At 70.8% G+C, this 16,430-nt stretch carries 15 protein-coding genes; 9 read left to right on the plus strand and 6 right to left on the minus strand.

What is annotated here, in order from left to right; translation table 11 throughout:
* The first annotated feature begins 142 nt into the window (after positions 1 to 142).
* Positions 143 to 817: a GntR family transcriptional regulator gene (locus GGQ69_RS12075; RefSeq protein WP_183528885.1), complete on the plus strand. Its 675-nt coding sequence runs from the start codon at positions 143 to 145 to the stop codon at positions 815 to 817.
* A complete protein-coding gene (locus GGQ69_RS12080; protein ID WP_370577175.1) occupies positions 814 to 2,091 on the plus strand; it encodes an MFS transporter in 1,278 nt (425 codons plus the stop codon). Before GGQ69_RS12075 ends, GGQ69_RS12080 begins: the two co-directional genes overlap by 4 nt.
* A gap of 48 nt (positions 2,092 to 2,139) precedes the next feature.
* Here GGQ69_RS12080 and GGQ69_RS12085 read toward each other — a convergent pair whose 3' ends face one another.
* Positions 2,140 to 2,565 (minus strand): integrase core domain-containing protein, encoded by a 426-nt coding sequence (locus GGQ69_RS12085; RefSeq protein WP_370577176.1) that lies wholly within the window; start codon positions 2,563 to 2,565, stop codon positions 2,140 to 2,142.
* A gap of 333 nt (positions 2,566 to 2,898) precedes the next feature.
* On the opposite strand from GGQ69_RS12085, the gene GGQ69_RS12090 reads away from it, so the two are divergent.
* The 4 genes from GGQ69_RS12090 (at position 2,899) to GGQ69_RS12105 (ending at position 7,105) form a co-directional block, all read left to right on the plus strand.
* Positions 2,899 to 4,140: a UPF0158 family protein gene (locus GGQ69_RS12090; protein WP_183528888.1), complete on the plus strand. Its 1,242-nt coding sequence runs from the start codon at positions 2,899 to 2,901 to the stop codon at positions 4,138 to 4,140.
* A 194-nt stretch (positions 4,141 to 4,334) separates the two neighbouring features.
* The gene (locus GGQ69_RS12095) at positions 4,335 to 4,907 is read left to right on the plus strand and encodes a recombinase family protein (protein WP_183528890.1); all 573 of its coding nucleotides are present in this window, start codon (positions 4,335 to 4,337) and stop codon (positions 4,905 to 4,907) included.
* A gap of 393 nt (positions 4,908 to 5,300) precedes the next feature.
* Positions 5,301 to 5,714: a restriction endonuclease gene (locus GGQ69_RS12100; protein WP_255459727.1), complete on the plus strand. Its 414-nt coding sequence runs from the start codon at positions 5,301 to 5,303 to the stop codon at positions 5,712 to 5,714.
* A 557-nt stretch (positions 5,715 to 6,271) separates the two neighbouring features.
* A complete protein-coding gene (locus GGQ69_RS12105) occupies positions 6,272 to 7,105 on the plus strand; it encodes an IS5 family transposase (RefSeq protein ID WP_183528892.1) in 834 nt (277 codons plus the stop codon).
* An 87-nt stretch (positions 7,106 to 7,192) separates the two neighbouring features.
* On the opposite strand, the gene GGQ69_RS12110 is transcribed toward GGQ69_RS12105, so the two are convergent.
* The 3 genes from GGQ69_RS12110 to GGQ69_RS12120 are packed head-to-tail and all read right to left on the minus strand — an operon-like array spanning position 7,193 to position 10,543.
* Positions 7,193 to 8,818 (minus strand): tripartite tricarboxylate transporter permease, encoded by a 1,626-nt coding sequence (locus GGQ69_RS12110; RefSeq protein ID WP_183528894.1) that lies wholly within the window; start codon positions 8,816 to 8,818, stop codon positions 7,193 to 7,195.
* Position 8,819: 1 nt separating this feature from the next.
* Positions 8,820 to 9,557 carry a tripartite tricarboxylate transporter TctB family protein gene (locus tag GGQ69_RS12115; RefSeq protein ID WP_183529460.1) on the minus strand — a complete coding sequence of 246 codons (738 nt, stop codon included), beginning with the start codon at positions 9,555 to 9,557 and terminating at the stop codon, positions 8,820 to 8,822.
* Between the two features lie 2 nt (positions 9,558 to 9,559).
* Positions 9,560 to 10,543: a tripartite tricarboxylate transporter substrate binding protein gene (locus GGQ69_RS12120; RefSeq protein WP_183528896.1), complete on the minus strand. Its 984-nt coding sequence runs from the start codon at positions 10,541 to 10,543 to the stop codon at positions 9,560 to 9,562.
* 226 nt (positions 10,544 to 10,769) lie between these two features.
* On the opposite strand from GGQ69_RS12120, the gene GGQ69_RS12125 reads away from it, so the two are divergent.
* Entirely contained in the window at positions 10,770 to 12,587 is a 1,818-nt protein-coding gene (locus GGQ69_RS12125; protein WP_183528898.1) for an ATP-binding protein, read from the plus strand.
* Positions 12,584 to 13,444, plus strand: coding sequence for a response regulator (locus tag GGQ69_RS12130; RefSeq protein ID WP_298045607.1), 861 nt, complete (start codon positions 12,584 to 12,586; stop codon positions 13,442 to 13,444). The genes GGQ69_RS12125 and GGQ69_RS12130 overlap by 4 nt, the downstream gene beginning before the upstream one ends.
* Before the next feature lie 16 nt (positions 13,445 to 13,460).
* On the opposite strand, the gene GGQ69_RS12135 is transcribed toward GGQ69_RS12130, so the two are convergent.
* Together GGQ69_RS12135 and GGQ69_RS12140 are read right to left on the minus strand one after the other, a co-directional pair.
* On the minus strand, positions 13,461 to 14,357 hold the full coding sequence (locus GGQ69_RS12135) for an alpha/beta fold hydrolase (RefSeq protein WP_183528900.1): 897 nt from the start codon (positions 14,355 to 14,357) through the stop codon (positions 13,461 to 13,463).
* Between the two features lie 16 nt (positions 14,358 to 14,373).
* Entirely contained in the window at positions 14,374 to 14,763 is a 390-nt protein-coding gene (locus tag GGQ69_RS12140; RefSeq protein ID WP_255459691.1) for a serine/threonine protein phosphatase, read from the minus strand.
* A 125-nt stretch (positions 14,764 to 14,888) separates the two neighbouring features.
* On the opposite strand from GGQ69_RS12140, the gene tcuA reads away from it, so the two are divergent.
* Positions 14,889 to 16,394: an FAD-dependent tricarballylate dehydrogenase TcuA gene (tcuA, locus tag GGQ69_RS12145; protein WP_183528902.1), complete on the plus strand. Its 1,506-nt coding sequence runs from the start codon at positions 14,889 to 14,891 to the stop codon at positions 16,392 to 16,394.
* Positions 16,395 to 16,430 lie beyond the last annotated feature (36 nt).

Below are 16,430 nucleotides of genomic sequence, written 5' to 3' on the forward strand. Positions count from 1 at the left end.
TGACACCACCGGTTACATCCCCATGTGCGAAAAGCCCACAAACCACCGCGCCCACCCGGGGCAGTTCCGACGCGGCTGGGACCGGCTGGGGCAGCGCACCCAGATGCATGCATCAATGTATGCAAGACGTACGATGGGGTGTATGACCGACCGCATCCTGTTGCCGTGGCACGATCCGGCTCCCCGTTCCGTGGCGCTGCGCTTGGCCGCCACGGTCGCGCAGCAGATCGTGGAGGGCCGGCGCGCGGCCGGGGACCTGGTGACCGAGGCGCAACTCGTCGAGGCCTTCGGTGTCAGCCGCACCCCGGCCCGGGAGGCCATGGTGCAGTTGCAGTCCTGGGGGCTGGTGCGGTTGGCCCCGAAGAAGGGTGGCGTCGTCACGGTGGTCTCCCCCACCGAACGGCGGGACCTGCTGGACGTGCGGGCCACCCTGGAGATCCGCAGCGTCCAGGTCGTGGCCGGTTCCGCGGCCGACCGGACGTCGCTGGCGGCGACCCTGCGCGCCAGCCTGGACGCGCAGCAACGCGCCCTGGACGCCGGGGACCTGCTGGACTTCGCCGGGGAGGACTTCGGGTTCCATTTGAGGATTATCGAGGCTGGTGGCAACGCCGTGGTGGCGGAGATGGCCTCGGCCCTGGGCCCGCGGTTCGCCCGGCTGACCCATCTGGCGGTCAGCGGCGGGGGTGCGGCCGCCCGCCTGTTCCGCGCGGAGCACGAGGCGCTGATCGGGCCCATCGAGGCCGGGGATCCCGCCGCCTTCGCCGCCGCCGTGCGCGAGCACCTGCGTTCCGCCCATTTCCCGGAGGAGCTGGCGTGAGCCACAGGAACCCCGGGCGTTGGGGTGCGGCCGGGCCCGCCGCGCCTAGCGGTGGCGCCTGCTGGTTGCGGGTGGCCCCGGCGGTGTTCGTCCTGGCTTGGGGCGGTAACCACTTCACCCCGCTGCTGCACCTGTACGAGGAGCTGGGCCACTATGCCCCGTGGCAGGCCAACCTGTTGCTCGGGCTGTACGTCGTGGGCCTGGCCCCGGGCCTGATGGTGGCGGCCGCGGTCTCGGACCGTCGCGGCCGCAAGCCCGTGCTGCTGACCGGGTTGGCCGCCGCGGCCGCCGGCAGCGTCCTGTTGGCGGTGGGTCTGCACTCGTTGGTGCTGCTGGGCGCCGGCCGGTTGCTCGCCGGCCTGGGCGTCGGGGCGGCCATGTCGGTGGGCGGTAGCTGGATTAAGGAGCTGTCCACCGCCCCGTATGACCAGCACGCCCCGGCCGGGGCGGGGGCGCGCCGGCCCTCGCTCACGCTGACCCTGGGCTTCGCGATCGGCGCCGGCGTCACCGGCTGCCTCGCCCAGTGGGGACCGGCCCCGGCCCAGACTCCCTATGCCGTGCACCTGGCCCTGGCGGCCGCGGCCCTGCTGCCCCTGCTCACAGCCCCCGAGACCCGCACTGCCGCGGGCCACGGCGCCCGGGGCGTGGACGGACCCTGGTGGACCGACCTGCGCGTGCCGGCGGTGGCCGACCGCCGGTTCACCCGGATCGTGCTGCCGGCCGCGCCGTGGGTCTTCGCGGCCGCCGGGGTGGCGTACGCGGTCATGCCGGCCGTGGTGGCCCCGAAGCTCGGTGAGTGGGCCACGGCCTATGCGACCGCGCTGAGCGTCGTGACCCTGGGCTGCGGCGCGCTCGTCCAACCGTTCGTGGCCCGGATCGACCGGCGCACCCGTGGCCGCGCGCTGTCCATCGGCCTGGCGGTTATGTCCCTGGGCATGGTCCTGGCCGTGGTGGCCTGCCTGCTGCGCCAACCGGTCTTCGCCCTCGCCGTGGCGGTGGTCCTGGGTCTGGCCTACGGAACGACCGTCGTGGCGGGGCTGGCGCACGTGCAGGCGATCGCCACGCCCCGGGACCTGGCCGGGCTCACCGGCGTCTTCTACGCGCTGGCCTACTCCGGCTTCCTGCTGCCCACCCTGCTGGCCGTGCTGCTGCCGGTGGCCCCCTACGCCGCTTCGCTCACCGCGGTCGCCGGGGTCTGCCTGCTGTGCCTGGCCGTGGTCGCCGGCGGGCTCTGGCGACCACGGCGAGCCGGTCCGGCCGGGGAACCGGCCTAAATATAACTCCCCGGGTGGCGGTGAACGCGGGCCAAGCGGCCCTGGCCGCTAATACCGGTGTGCGTCGCTGGGGACTGTCGTGGCAGAGCCAGTCCAAGTAGGTCCGGGCGCGATCAACATCGGAGCCGTCAGACGGTGGTAGGCCCACTCGGTGGCCAGGGTGCGGTTGAAACGCTCCACCTTGCCGTTGGTCTGGGGCCGGTAGGGGCGGGTGCGTTTGTATTTGACCTGCACCCCCAGGGCCTGACCGAAGTCACGGGATCGGTAACAGGCACCGACATCAGTCATCACCGTGGCAGCCGTGAGACCAGTCTCGACAAAGAAGATGTGAGCCCGAAGCCATAAGAGCGCCGAGGTATGGCCGTGCTCGCCCTCCAGGATCTCCGAGCAGGCCAGACGGAGCACTCGGACCTCTCGCAAAGGCAGTAGCCAGTGATGTTCCTGACATCGACGCGTCAATGGCTGCACCCTCATGTGTCAAGAGCCCGCTAACGACGCATACGACGACTGTCGTCGCCTCGCCTGCAGCAGGTTCCATCCGGGCCAAGCGTCCCAATGGTCCAGGGGGCGTCTGGACAATCAGATCCCCGCGCGCACGACTTCTCCACCTCCTGCCGTCAGCATGGGTTTCAGCCGGCGACTGGAAACCGCAGAGATAAGCGAAGGAATTTCTGCAGGGTCATCGCGAGGACACCCGATCGGTCACCCGGCGGCGTCCCCCACGGGGATCCCCTCGGGGCGGGGGCGCCGTCCATTGTCGTCCCGGCGGGCCTGCCAGGGCGCGGCCGGGTGTGTCATCCTCGGGGTATGGCGCGGACCTGGTTATCGGTGACGGTGGAACTGCTGGGCGGGGGCGGCCAAGAGCTGTGGCCCTGGCCCGGGCGGATCTTCGCGGTCGGACCCTCGCACACCTTCGGGGACCTGGCCGAGGCGATCAATGACGCCTTCGCCCGGTGGGACCGGTCCCACCTGTCGGTGTTCACCCTGGCCGACGGCCGGATCATCACCGACGAAGACACAGGGGCAGAGTTCGCAACCATGGGCGCCGGGCCGGTGCTCGTGCCCCTGGACATCGCCACCACGAAGGTCGCCCGGACCCTGGAGCCCGGTGCCGAGTTCCAGTTCACCTTCGACCTGGGCGATAACTGGACCCACCGGTGCGTGCTCGGTGAACAGAAGATCGACCCGATGGAGGTGCTGGGAATCCGCCCCACGGTGCCTTTGCCGTACTTCGGCTGGGGCACCATCCCGGACCAGTACGGGCGCCGCTGGGCCCAGGACGACGGGGAAAGCCGCCCCCCGCGCCGACCAAGCCAGCCACACCCAATGCGGCTACACACCTGGCCAGCACAATCCCAGCTGCCCGAGTTGGATCTGGCCGAGGTGCGCCGGGTGATCGCCGGCTCGGATGCGGCCGGGTTCCTGGCCGCAATAACCGGACGCGACATCGAGGACGCGCTGCAACAGGTGGGGACCGGGATCCCGATGGCCGTGGAACAACGCCGCGACCAGGCCGAGCCGGTGGCGCTGTCGGTGATCAACCGGCTCACCATGCGGGCCGGGCCCGGCGACGAGGTCCTGGCCGAAGACCTACTGGCCGCCCTGCGCCGCGAGCCGCCGGCCGAGCCCGTGCTGCCGGTGGATCTGGAGACGCTCGCCGCCGTCCTCGAAACCGATCCCGGGACCTCGACTGGGGGCTGGCTCGAGGTGCGCACCGGGCAGGTGTACACCGACGAGGACACCGACCCGGCCCTCGTCGGCCAGGACGCCGCCATCGAGGTGGAGGACGACCCGGACCGGTGGCTCCGGTTGGAGCCCACCGGTTCACGGGAGGGCTGGGCGGGCATGGCCACCTTCGCCGCCCGGCAACACGACCACACCCTGCGCGCCCGGCTGGAACGGGCCATCCAGGGCACCGGTGCCTTCGGCCGGTTCCGCGACCTCGTCCACGACGAGAACCTCACCGACCAGTGGTCCGCCTTCTGCACCGACCGCCGAATCGGCCGCGCCCGCGCCTTCCTCGCCGACCACCACCTCCGCGCGGACTGAGGTCCCCGACCCGGTCAGCGCCAGCGCACGACCGTGACACCTGCTGCCGCCACCGATGCGCCTGTACGGAAACGATCGTTCGCGACACGTTCCTGACGTCCACTAAAAAGTCGCATGACCCGCCGACTCACTGTGTAACGATTGCCGTGTACGCGGCAATGTAACGCGCACCCCCGTGCTGATACGTTGTAGGGATGCGAATCGGATATGGGCGGGTCTCCACCCGCGACCAGCACCCCGAGGCCCAGTACGACGCCCTGATCGCGGCAGGGTGCGAACAGGTGTTCCTCGACACCGCCTCGGGCACGCTCGCCCGCCGACCAGAACTCGACAAGGCACTGCTCTCGGCCAACCGGCCCGGGGACCAACTCGTGGTCACCAAGCTGGACCGGCTCGGACGATCCCTGGAGAACCTCATCGAGTTGTCCAAAACACTGCAAGACCGTGGTGTGGACCTGGTGGTCCTGGACCAGGGCATCGACACCTCCACCGCCCTGGGGCGAATGTTCTTCCAGATCATCGGCGCAATCGCCGAGTTCGAACACGCCCTGATGTCTGAACGCACCCGCGACGGACTCGCCGCTGCCCGCGCACGCGGGCGAACCGGCGGGCAGAAACCCAAACTCGGCCCACGCCAGGTCAAACTCGCCCGCGAAATGTATGAGGAAAAGGACGCCGAGGGCAAACGCGCCCACACCGTCGAGCAGATCGCCCGCGAATTCGGCGTCACCCGCCCCACCATCTACCGGCACCTGTCCAAGCCTTAAACGAGGAGCCCTGCACTCCGCAACGGCCATCCAAGGGCATCCATATGGCACCCCGCCATTAGGACGGACCACCAGACCGGCCTACGGGACGCTGGCCGAGGGGTGCCGACGCCGATCCACGTCAACCGAGGGCGTGTCCGCTGGGGGCTTTCTTAACGATCACCCCTACGCCCAGGGACGGCACCGCTGCCAAGCGAGCAAAGAAGACGGCCATTTAGCGGTCAAATCCACACTTCCGCCTCCCTTTTGAGAACAGGACTCCTGAGCACGAGCATGGTTCGTGCATAGGACTATTGAGCAGACAGGGTTCAGAAGTCGACGGCACTACCCGCAAAATTACCGGCCTGGGAGTGCCGTCGGGCTCTGAAACTGACAGTTCGCCAGGAGCACGACCTGACCTGGCTGGTATCCGAGATCCTCGAAGCCCACGGGTTTGTCTGTCAGGTCTCCCCGCCCGGCCCGAACGGTGGGGTGGACATCCTCGCCGGGAAGGGCCCGCTGGGCATGGGCGCTCCCATCGTGGTCGTGAAGGTCAAGTCCCAGGCCGGGCCGGTGGACACCAAGGTGGTGCGGGTCCTGCACTCCGCGTGGGAGTGGCACAAGGCCGACCAGGCACTGCTGGTGGCCCGGGGTGGAGTGAACGGGCCGGCCAAGCAGCAGATTCGCAGCGACTCGAAGTTCCGGATATGGGACGGGGCCACCCTGATGGCCGAACTGTTCTACGCCTACGATGACCTGCCACTGGAGACAAAGCGCAGGATTCCACTCACCCAGGCGTGGGTGCTCGACGAGGACGCCATCAGCTGAAGCGATGAAGACCCCGACCGGAACGGACCCGGCCGGGGTCTTTCTGCTCGAGGCGTCCCATCAGTTGCTTCTCGCAGACGCCCCCGTCATCACCCCTGTCGTCGCGGCAGGCGCACTTCGGGTCCACGCCCTTCTGGCGTGAATCGCAGAGACAAGTGGCGAAATTCCACAGGCCTAGCTGACCGATCGTGCTCAATCATGCACCCGCGAGCAACCCTCCTCAGATCGGCGACTACGACCTGCGGATGTTCACGGATCCGGAGCAGATGCCGGACGAACTCCTCCGCCTGGACGACCGCCACGGCCTCTCACGCCTGCTGGCTGGGTTCGCGAGGCCCCGTTCATCGGGACCTCACGAAAAAGCTTCTCGGACCTAGCTTTCGATCCCGATCCCCGGGCCGAGTACGCTCCCGTGGCCCCGGACGCCCGGGCTGCCATGACACCAGTACTCAAGCCCCAAGATGTTGGGGATGTTGCCACCTGAGGCGACTCTAAGTAAGTGTTGGGAAAGTGCTGGTGGCCCTTCCGGGTGCGGGGCCCTGGGGTGAGACTGGGGCATGGGCTCTTCTTCCCCGCGCCCGTATCCTTCGGATCTGACCGATGAGCAGTGGGCGCTGATCGAACCGATGGTGCCGGTCAAACCCGGCGGTCGTCCCGCCAAGCATCCGCGCCGGCGGATCGTGGAGGCGATCCTGTACCTGGACCGCACCGGATGCTCCTGGCGATCCCTGCCGCACGACTTCCCGCCCTGGGACACCGTCTACTGGTACTTCCAGCGCTGGAACGCCGAGGGCACCACCGACCGGATCCATGACGCGCTGCGCGCCGCGGTGCGCCACGGCGCCGGGCGCGATCCGCTGGCCTCGGCGGGGATCGTGGATTCTCAGTCGGTCAAGGGCGCCGACACCGTCGGGGCCGACTCGCGCGGCTATGACACCGGCAAGAAGATCAACGGCCGCAAACGCCACCTCGTCACCGACACCCTGGGGATGCTGGTCGTCGTGCTGGTCAGCACCGCGGCGCTGCAGGACCGCGACGGCGGACGCCTGGTGCTGGACCGGGCCCGGATGGCGATGCCCTCGATCGCGCTGGTCTGGGCCGATGGGGGTTACGCCGGCAAGTTGGTCGCCTTTGCCGCGTGCTACCTGCACATCGGGCTGGAGATCGTGCGCAAGCCGGTCGGCCAGCACACCTTCGAGGTGCTGCCGCGGCGCTGGGTCATCGAGCGCACCCTGTCCTGGCTGGTGCGCTGCCGACGGCTGGCCCGGGACTACGAACGCTTGCCCGAACACTCCGAAGCGATGATCAAGTGGGCCATGATCGGACTGATGACCCGCCGCCTGGCCCCGACCCCCGGGCGCCGACCATGGCAACCACACGCCACGAAATGATCTCTTTCCCAACACTTACTAAGACTGTGAAAAGCCGGGGTGAGGCGCCTCTGGCACCTCACCCCGGCTGCGTAGAGATCAAGCCGACTACACCCGGCTGCTCTCCCGCTCCTCGGTCACCGCCCCCTCCGACGGGCCGGCCGGGCCGGCGTCGGGACCGATCCCTTCGCCGCCCTGCGGACCGGAACCATCACCACCGGCAACCCCAGCGGCCTTCTCCCGCCGGTGCCGCAGGTGCTGCATCGCGGACACCGCCAGGGCCAGCACCAGCACCGAGTACAGGATCACCGTCACCGGGCTGGAGACCAGGATGGACGGGTCCCCCTCGGACACGGTCAGCGCCCGGCGCAGCTCGGTCTCGGCCAGCGGGCCCAGCACCACGGCGATCAGCACGGGGGCCAGCGGGAACTGGTAGCGGCGCATGATGAACCCGAGCAGGCCCACGGCCAGCACCACCCACAGGTCCAGGGTGGCCGAGCTGATCGCGTACACGCCCAGCATGGACAGCACCGTGATCCCGGCGTACAGGTAGTGCCGCGGGATGTAGAGCATCTTGGCCCACAGCACCGCGAACTGCATGTTGAGGATGACCAGCACCACCAGGCCAATGAACAGCGAGGCCAGCAGGGTCCACACCAGGTCCCCGCTGCGCTCGAAGAGCAGCGGGCCGGGTTGCATGCCGTACTGCTGGAAGGCTGCCAGCATGATCGCCGCCGTCGCCGAGGTCGGCAGGCCCAGGGCCAGCAGGGCGCCCATCGCGGTGCCGGCGGTCGCGTTGCCAGCGGCCTCCGGGGCGGCCACGCCCTTGATCGAGCCGACGGTGCCGAACTCGGCATCGCCGCGGCGCTTGGCCAGCTTCTTCTCCGTGCCGTAGGCCAGGAACGTCGGGACCTCGGAGCCGCCGGCGGGGATGATGCCGAAGGGCACGCCGAACGCGGTGCCGCGCAACCAGGCCGGCAGGGCCCGGCGGAAGTCCCTGCGGTCCAGGCGGGCCCGGCCGTTGGGCTCGATCTTCGTCGCGGACGGGTCCCGGTGGATCCTGCCGGCGATGTGCAGCACCTCGCCCAGGGCCAGCAGGCCCACGGTGATGACCACGATCGAGATGCCGTCGAACAGCTGGGGCAGACCCAGGGTGTAGCGCACGGTGCCCGAGGGCCCGTCCACGCCCACCATGGCCAGCACCAGGCCGATGCCCAGGGCGGCCACGCCCTTGATCACGGACTCGGAGACCACGGAGGAGATCGCCAGGAAGGCGAACACGGCCAGGGCGAAGTACTCGGCCGGGCCGAAGGCGGTGGCCATCTTCACCAGGGTGGGGGCGAAGAACACGACGAGCGTGGTGGCGATCAACCCGCCGATGAACGCTCCCACGGCGGCGGTGGCCAGGGCCTTGGCGGCCCGGCCGTCCTTGGCCATCCGGTGGCCCTCGAAGGTGGAGGCGATCGCCGAGGAGTTGCCCGGGGTGTTGAGCAGGATGCCCGCGGTGGAGTCACCGAACAGGCCGCCGAAGTAGACGCCGGCGAACATGATGAACGCCGCGGTGGGGTCCAGGGTGAAGGTGATCGGCAGCAGCAGCGCCACGGCCATGGCCGAGCCCAGCCCGGGCAGCACGCCCACGGCGGTGCCCAGGATGGCGCCGATGAACACCCACAGCAGGTTCATCGGGGTCAGCGCGGCACCGAACCCCTCGAAGAGCAGAGACAGCTGTTCCATGTCAGAGCAGTCCTTCCAGGAAGCCCGAGGGCAGGTTCAGTCCGAGGCCGGCATTGAAGGCCAGCTGGATGACGGCGGCGAACACCAGGGAGACCACCACGTCGAACCCGGGGCGCGTGCTGCCCAGGGCCTTGCAGACGATCCAGAACAGTCCGGCGGCGGAGAACACCCAGCCCAGCACCGGCAGCACCAGGATGAACAGGGCGATGCCGCCGACCACGAGCCCGACGGTTTTCCAGTCGGTGTAGGTCTTCCAGTCCTTGGGGAGTTTGGCGTCCGGGTTCTGCCCGGCGATCCGCCGGCGCCCCTTCTCGGAGGCGTGGGCCAGGTCGCCCAGCAGGTCCGAGGAGACGTCCGCGTTCTCCGCGTCGTCCGTGGGGTCCGGCAGCCGCGGGGTGCGCAGGACCTGGACGGCGTGGACCACGGCCACCGCGTACAGCAGCACGCACACGATCGTCGGGAAGAACTGCGGTCCCGGCACCGAGGTGCCCAGCACCGTCATCGTCGCCGTCTCGTAGGCCAGCCAGGTGGCCAGGCCGGCCACCAGCACCGGCATGATCAGCTCGCTGCGCCCGGACCAGAAGGACCGGCGAGGCCGTGCACCGGGGGTGCGTGCCGGCGTCGGGCCCTGCGGGGTTCCCTCCGGCGTTCCCGACGCCGACGCCGCGCCCTCCGCGGTGCCGCCCCCGGTGCGCGGGGCGTACGTCTCGTCCGACAGGGACGAGGGCTTGATCTGCATGCTCACAGTCCGAGTCCTTCCACGATGTCTTCGGTGCGGGCGATCTCCTCGTCGAGGAAGGCCTCGAACTCCTCGCCCACCATGTAGCTGTCCGTCCAGGCGTTGCGCTGCAACGCGTCCTGCCACTGATCGGTCTGCCGGTACTCGGCCACGATGTCCTGCAGTTCCTGCAGTTGCTCGCCCTCCACGCCGGGGGCCGCGGCCAGGCCGCGCCAGTTCGCCATGACGGCGTCCACGCCCTGTTCGGTGAAGGTGGGCACGTCCACCCCGGGCAGGCGCTCCTCGGAGGAGACGGCCAGGGCCCGCAGCATGCCGGCGTCGATCTGGTCGGCCACCTCGTTGTAGCCGGAGATCCCCGCCACGGTGGTGCCGGAGAGCATCGACGTCAGCGCCTCGCCGCCGCCGGAGTAGGCGATGTAGTTCGTCTTCGCGGGGTCGATCCCGACCTCCTCGGCCAGCAGCCCGGTGAGCAGGTGATCGATCGAGCCCAGGGAGCCGCCGGAGATGGAGGTCCCGCCCGGGTCCTTCTTCCACGCCTCGATGAAGTCGTCCAGGGTCTGGTAGGGCGAGTCCGCCGGGACCACGAGGGCCGCGAAGTCGTCCGCCAGGCGGGCCACCGGCTGGACGTCGTCCAGGGTGGCGCCGGCGTCGGCCAGCTCCACCGCGCCGACCATCACGCCCCCGGTGACCATCAGCATGTCCGAACGGCCCTCCATCTGGGCGAACTGGCCCAGGCCGATGGTCCCGCCGGCGCCCGGCACGTTGACCACCTGGACGTTGTTGGAGATGCCGCCGGACTTGATGGCCTGCTGGGACTCGCGGGCGAACCCGTCCCAGCCGCCACCGGGGGCGGCCGGGGCCATCAGCACCAGCTTGGAGCGGGCGGTGGCCTCCCCGCCGTCCGCGGCGGCGTTCACCAGGGCCAGCCCGACGACGCCGGCCGCAGCCACGCCGAGGAGGGTCCTCTTGACTGTCCGTGTGCTCATTGCTTTCCGTACTCTCAGTGCGAAGGTCTGGTTGCGGCCCGCATAGAGTTGTGAGCCGGATCACTACCGTGGCAGACCCGTGACGCGCGGCACAGTGGAAAACTGGTTGTGGTCATAAGAGGTGGTTAAGAAAGTTCTGGTCACCAGCACCTCCGCAAGGCATCCCACTAGCAGTCCCCCACGTCAGTCCCCGCAGTCCCCGCAGTCCCCGAGCACAGGAGCAGTCATGGCCCTCGTCGGCGCCACGCCCCGGACCGGCCGGCGCATCCGCCGCCGGCTGCTGGCGCTGCAGGTGGCGATCGTGCTGGTCACCGTGCTGGCCGTGGCCGCGGTGGTCCTGTTCGTCCAGGACCGGTACACCCGGGAGCTGGCCTTCGAGGAGGTGGACACCGTGGCCACCGCGATCGCCGCCAACCCGGAGGTCATCGACGACGTTAACGACCCGGACGCCGCGGCGAGCATCCAGCCGATCGCGCACCTGGCCGAGAGGTCCGCGGGAGTCTCCTTCGTCGTCGTGGTCAACCGGGAGGGGTTGCGGGTGGCGCACCCGGACCCGGAGCTGATCGGGCAACCGGTGTCCTCGGACCACGGACCCATCCTCAGCGGCGAGAGCTTCCGCGGGGTCGAGGAGGGACCGGTGGGGGTGACGCTGCGCTCCAAGGTGCCGATCTGGGACGGGGACACCGTGGTGGGCAGCGTGTCCGTGGGCATCCTGCAGTCCGAGATCCGGGCCGACCTGCTCGAGGTGGTGCTCGGCTTCGCGCCCTGGATCCTCGGTGCGGCGGCGCTGGGCACCGCGGTGGCGGCCTGGGCCTCGCGCTACGTGCGCCGGCGGATCTACGGGGCCGAACCGGAGGAGATGGCCGGGCTGCACCAGTCCCGCCAGGCCCTGCTGCACAGCGTGGGCGACGGCGTGGTGGGCGTGGACGAGCACGGCACCATCACCCTCGCCAACGACGAGGCCCGCCGGTTGCTCGGCGTCTCCGCGGACGTGGAAGGACAGCTGGCCGCCGAGGTGCTGGACGAGGACGTCGCCGCCATGCTCCTCTCCCCCGCCGCCGGCCCCGAGGCCACCGGGTTCGTCCTGGCCGGCGAGCGCATCCTGCTCGCCAAGGCCCGGCCCGTGCTGGTCGGCGGCAGACCGGTCGGACGGACGCTGACCCTGCAGGACCGAACCGAGCTCGAGTCCACCTTCCGCGAGCTCGAGGGCCAGCGCAGCATGACCGAGGCGCTGCGCTCCCAGACCCACGAGTTCTCCAACCGGCTGCACGTCATCTCCGGGCTGCTGTCCCTGGGCGAGGCGGCGGAGGCCGAGGAGTACGTCCGCTCCCTGACCGGGCCGCTCGGCAGCTCGGGGACCCCCGACCTCGGCGACGCCTCCCTCACCGCGCTCGTCGGCGCGAAGGCCGCCGTGGCGCGCGAGGCCGGGGTGGAGCTGACGGTGGCCGGGGACAGCGCGGTGGCCCCGGACTGGCGGGCCGACGACGACACCCTCACCGTGGTGGCCAACCTGCTCACCAACGCGATCGAGGCGGCCGGCGACGGCGGCCGCGTCCTCCTCCGGGTCCGCGCCGGTGGTGCGGGGGCGGAGGCGGGCGGCGATGACGGCCGGGATGCCGATCAGGGTGGCGTTGAGGATGCCGGCCGGCCCGGGGTGGCGGTCACCGTGGAGGACTCCGGCCCGGGACTCGACCCGGCCGCCGCCGACCGGCTGTTCCGCTGGGGCGAGTCGACGAAACAGCGCCAGGGCACCGCCGCCCCGGTGGGCGGGCGCGGGGTGGGCCTGGCCCTGGTGGACCGGATCGTCCGACGCCGGCGCGGCCGGGTCGACGTCGGGCCCTCACCACTGGGCGGGGCCCGGTTCCACGCCGCGTGGCCGGGTGAGAATGACCATGAGATGCCCGCGGGCGGCGGCGCCGGCAGTCCAACCGGTAGCGCGGCGGGCAGCGAGGCCATACCGGAGGACCACGGCGCGACGCCGGCCGGCCGGGAGCACCAGGCGGACCCGGAGACGCGGACAGACCAGGAGAGGAGGCTCGGGTGATCAGGACACTGATCGTGGACGACGACTTCGCGGTGGCCGGGATGCACCGGCGCTTCGTGGAGGCCCTCGAGGGCTTCGAGGTGGCCGGCGTGCTGGAGCGCGGGGTGCCGGTGGCCGGGTTCCTGACCGAGCACGAGGTGGACCTGGTCCTGCTGGACGTGCACCTGCCGGACCGCAGCGGCGTGCAGGTGCTGGAGGACCTGCGCGCGGCGGGATCGGACGTCGCAGTGATCATGGTGACCGCCGCCTCCGAGCGGGACACCGTCCGCCGCGCAGTGGGCCAGGGCGTGGACGGTTACCTGGTCAAGCCCTTCAGCCGCGACGAGTTCAACGAGCGGCTGCTGGCCTTCGCCGCCCTCTACGCCGATCCGGCTGGCGCCGACCAGGAGGTCCTTGATGAAGAGGCGCTGGACCAGGCCGAGATCGACCGCCTCGTGCGCGGGGCCGCCGGACTGCCGCCGCGCGCCGAGGGGTCGACCGCGAGCACGCCGGCCGGCGCGGTCGTCGGTGAGGCAGGCGGGGCGGGTGAGGCCGGGAGGACCACCGGGCCCGATGGAGCCGTTGCCGGTTCCACCGGCGCGGTCACCGAGGGCGCGGCAACCGCCGAGGTTGGGCTCCCCGCCCGGCTGCCCAAGGGCTTCTCCGTCCCGACCCTGCGCCTGGTGGCCACGGCCCTGCAGGAGGCCGGGGCCGGCGTCGACCGTTCGGCGCGGGAGGTGGCCGAGGCCTGCGGCATCTCCCGGGTCAGTGCCCGGCGCTACCTGGACCTGCTGACCGGCCACGGCCTGGCCGAGCTGCGCCCGCGCTACGGTGCGACCGGCCGGCCCGAACACCGCTATCTGTGGACGGGCAGCTGACCCCATCCCCGCGCGGTCACGCGCCGGGACGCCCCGGCGGTTCCTCGAGGTGGCCGAGGAACGCCCGGACCTCGCCCAGGAAGCGCTCCGGCGCCTCCAACTGCGCCCAGTGCCCGCACCGGGGCACGATCACGGCCCGGGCGTGGGGCATCATGGCGGCCGCATGCACCGAACCCGCCGGATCCACCAGGCGGTCTTCCGCACCGTGGAAGAACAGGGTGGGCGCCACCACCTCGCCGAGCCGGGGCGTGAGGTTGTTGAGCATTCCCTCCCGCCCCAGGGTGGCCTGGTTGTACCGGCCGTAGGCCAGCCCGCTGCGGGGGTGGCGCGAGTGGGCGATGAACTCGCGGACGACCTCGACGGGCAGCACGGCGGGATCGCGGACCATTGTCCGGAGCACGCGTGAGGCGAAGCGGTTGGCCACCCGGGCCATCGGCACCAGCAGCCAGTCCGGCAGCCGGGCCGCCCGCCAGGCCCAGCGCTGTGTGCTCGCGTTCCGCAGCACCGGGATCAGGCCACCGGGTCCCACGAGGACCAGCCCGGCCACCCGCGACGGCGCCTGCAGTGCCACGTTGAGGGACACGTCCCCGCCCATGGACACCCCGATCACGACGGCGCGGGGCAGCCCGGCAGCGTCCATCGCGTTTAGCACCACCCGTGCCAGCTGCCCGGGGCCGCCCACGGGAGGCACGTCGATGCTGCCGCCGAACCCGGGCAGGTCCACGGCCCACACCAGGCGGTCACGGGACAACGGACCCATCGCCGCGTACCAGGACAGGCCGCTGTGGTCCGCGCCGCCGCCGTGCACCAGGACGAGCGGAACCCTGCCGGTGTCCGTCCCGGCCCGCAGGGCTCGCAGGCCGTTCACCTCGGTCACCGTCGCCCCGGGCGGAACCAGCGTCTCGTCAGGCATGGGGAGACCCCCGTGGTTACTCGGTCGAGGCGGCGTCGTGCAGCCGGTCCGTCGGCAGCTCCACCGTGATGACCGCCTGCAGGTCCACTGCCTTGGCCACCGGACCGGAGAGGTCGTCCATCGCCCGGGCCACCGTCAGCCGGTCACGGTGCACCTCCTGGACGAGGACCTTGACCCGCTCACCGTTGCCCTCGTCCAGCCACCAGGGCTCGGCCAGCATGCTCAGCCCGATGCCGTCCAGCAACGCCTCGGCCTCGTCCAGCTCCATGGGCTCCCCGCGGCGGCGCTGCAGCAGGTCGAACGGCACGAACCGGCCGTCGTCGGTGCAGTGGATGTACCCGACGTGCTCGCCGTCGGCGCCTCTGACGTGCTCGAAGGTGTCCGTTGCCGGCATCGGGTGAGTCATGGGCGCCATCCTACGGTCCGTCAGGCGATCGGATCTCGGACCCCTTGACGCCACTGTGCACGAGTGTATACATTCGTGCACAGCAATCGACGACGGCGTGACGCGCCACCACCGGAAGGCACCCCATGACCACCTCCGCACCCGAGACCACCCGCGAGGGCCAGCACGCCCTGGACGCCGACGTCATCGTCGTCGGCGGGGGCAACGCCGCCTTCACCGCCGCCCACGCCGCCGCCGTGCGCGGCCGGAAGGTGCTGCTGCTGGAGAAGGCACCGCAGGACGAGTTCGGCGGCAACAGCTACTACACCGCCGGCGCCACCCGCATCTCTCACGGCGGCCTGGAGGACCTGGCCGACCTCGTCGAGCCGGACGAGCGCCACGCGGCCACCGTGGTGCCGCCGTACTCCCCCGAGGACTACACCGCGGACCTGGTCCGTGTCACCGAGGGCCGCAACGACCCGGACCTGACCGAGGCCCTGGTCCACGAGGCCGCCCCGAACCTGCGCTGGCTGAAGTCCCTGGGCCTGAAGTACCGCCTGATGTACGAGCGCCAGGCCTACCAGCGCGAGGACGGCTCCTACCTGTTCTGGGGCGGGCTGCACGTGGGCAACGTCGGCGGCGGCGAGGGCCTGATGCACGATCACCTCGCCGTGGCCGAGAGGCTGGGCACCGAGGTCCGCTTCGGCCAGGACGTGTCCGGTCTGATCGTGGAGGACGGCCGGGTGCGTGGGGTGGAGGTCCGCCAGCAGGACGGCACCGTGACCGAACTGCGCGCCGAGTCCGTGGTCCTGGGCGCCGGCGGCTTCGAGTCCAGCGCCGAGTGGCGCCGCGAGCACCTCGGTGAGGGCTGGGAGAACGCCAAGGTCCGGGGCACCCGGTTCAACAACGGGGACATGATCGCCGCCGGACTGGCCATCGGCGCCCAGAAGGCCGGCGACTGGTCCACCTGCCACTCCACCCAGTGGGACGCGTTCAATCCGGACAATGAGTCCAACCGCGAGCTGACCAACCGGCTGACCCGCCAGTCCTACTTCCTGGGCATCATCGTCAACACCGAGGGCCAGCGCTTCGTGGACGAGGGCGAGGACTTCCGCAACTACACCTACGCCAAGTTCGGCCGGGAGATCCTCAAGCAGCCCGGTTCGGTGGCCTACCAGGTCTTCGACGCGAACCTGCGGGCCATGCTGCGCACCGAGGAGTACGACATGCCCGGCATCTCCGTGGAGCAGGCCGACACCCTCGAGGAGCTCGCCGCCAGGATCGGCGTGGACCCGCAGTCCCTGGCCGCCACGGTTGCGGACTACAACGCCTCGATCGACACCTCCGTGCCGTGGGACCCGACCGTCAAGGACGGCCGGCGAGCCGAGACCACCCCGGTGAAGTCCAACTGGGCCACCCCGCTGACCGAGGGCCCGTTCTACGCCTACGCCGTCACCTGCGGCATCACCTTCACCTTCGGCGGGCTAAAGTCGGACACCCACGGCCGCGTCCTGGACGCCCAGGGCGAGGCCATCCCCGGCCTGTACGTGTGCGGGGAGATGCTCGGCGGGCTGTTCTCGGCCAACTACCCCGGCGGCTCGGGCCTGGCGGCCGGCGTCGTCTTCGGCCGCCGCGCCGGTACGCTGGCCTGACAGCGTGACTCCCCGGCCGGCGTCATGCCTCGAGCG

The sequence above is a fragment of the Micrococcus sp. TA1 genome, from assembly GCF_014199555.1.
Classification (GTDB): Bacteria; Actinomycetota; Actinomycetes; order Actinomycetales; family Micrococcaceae; genus Citricoccus.

What these genes read in the sequence shown, in the direction of transcription:
- GGQ69_RS12075 (WP_183528885.1), top strand. Translation starts at nt 143, where the DNA reads ATGACCGACCGCATCCTGTTGCCGTGGCACGATCCGGCTCCCCGTTCC.
- GGQ69_RS12085 (WP_370577176.1), bottom strand. Translation starts at nt 2,565, where the DNA reads ATGAGGGTGCAGCCATTGACGCGTCGATGTCAGGAACATCACTGGCTA.
- GGQ69_RS12090 (WP_183528888.1), top strand. Translation starts at nt 2,899, where the DNA reads ATGGCGCGGACCTGGTTATCGGTGACGGTGGAACTGCTGGGCGGGGGC.
- GGQ69_RS12095 (WP_183528890.1), top strand. Translation starts at nt 4,335, where the DNA reads ATGCGAATCGGATATGGGCGGGTCTCCACCCGCGACCAGCACCCCGAG.
- GGQ69_RS12105 (WP_183528892.1), top strand. Translation starts at nt 6,272, where the DNA reads ATGGGCTCTTCTTCCCCGCGCCCGTATCCTTCGGATCTGACCGATGAG.
- GGQ69_RS12110 (WP_183528894.1), bottom strand. Translation starts at nt 8,818, where the DNA reads ATGGAACAGCTGTCTCTGCTCTTCGAGGGGTTCGGTGCCGCGCTGACC.
- GGQ69_RS12115 (WP_183529460.1), bottom strand. Translation starts at nt 9,557, where the DNA reads ATGCAGATCAAGCCCTCGTCCCTGTCGGACGAGACGTACGCCCCGCGC.
- GGQ69_RS12120 (WP_183528896.1), bottom strand. Translation starts at nt 10,543, where the DNA reads ATGAGCACACGGACAGTCAAGAGGACCCTCCTCGGCGTGGCTGCGGCC.
- GGQ69_RS12125 (WP_183528898.1), top strand. Translation starts at nt 10,770, where the DNA reads ATGGCCCTCGTCGGCGCCACGCCCCGGACCGGCCGGCGCATCCGCCGC.
- GGQ69_RS12135 (WP_183528900.1), bottom strand. Translation starts at nt 14,357, where the DNA reads ATGCCTGACGAGACGCTGGTTCCGCCCGGGGCGACGGTGACCGAGGTG.
- GGQ69_RS12140 (WP_255459691.1), bottom strand. Translation starts at nt 14,763, where the DNA reads ATGACTCACCCGATGCCGGCAACGGACACCTTCGAGCACGTCAGAGGC.
- tcuA (WP_183528902.1), top strand. Translation starts at nt 14,889, where the DNA reads ATGACCACCTCCGCACCCGAGACCACCCGCGAGGGCCAGCACGCCCTG.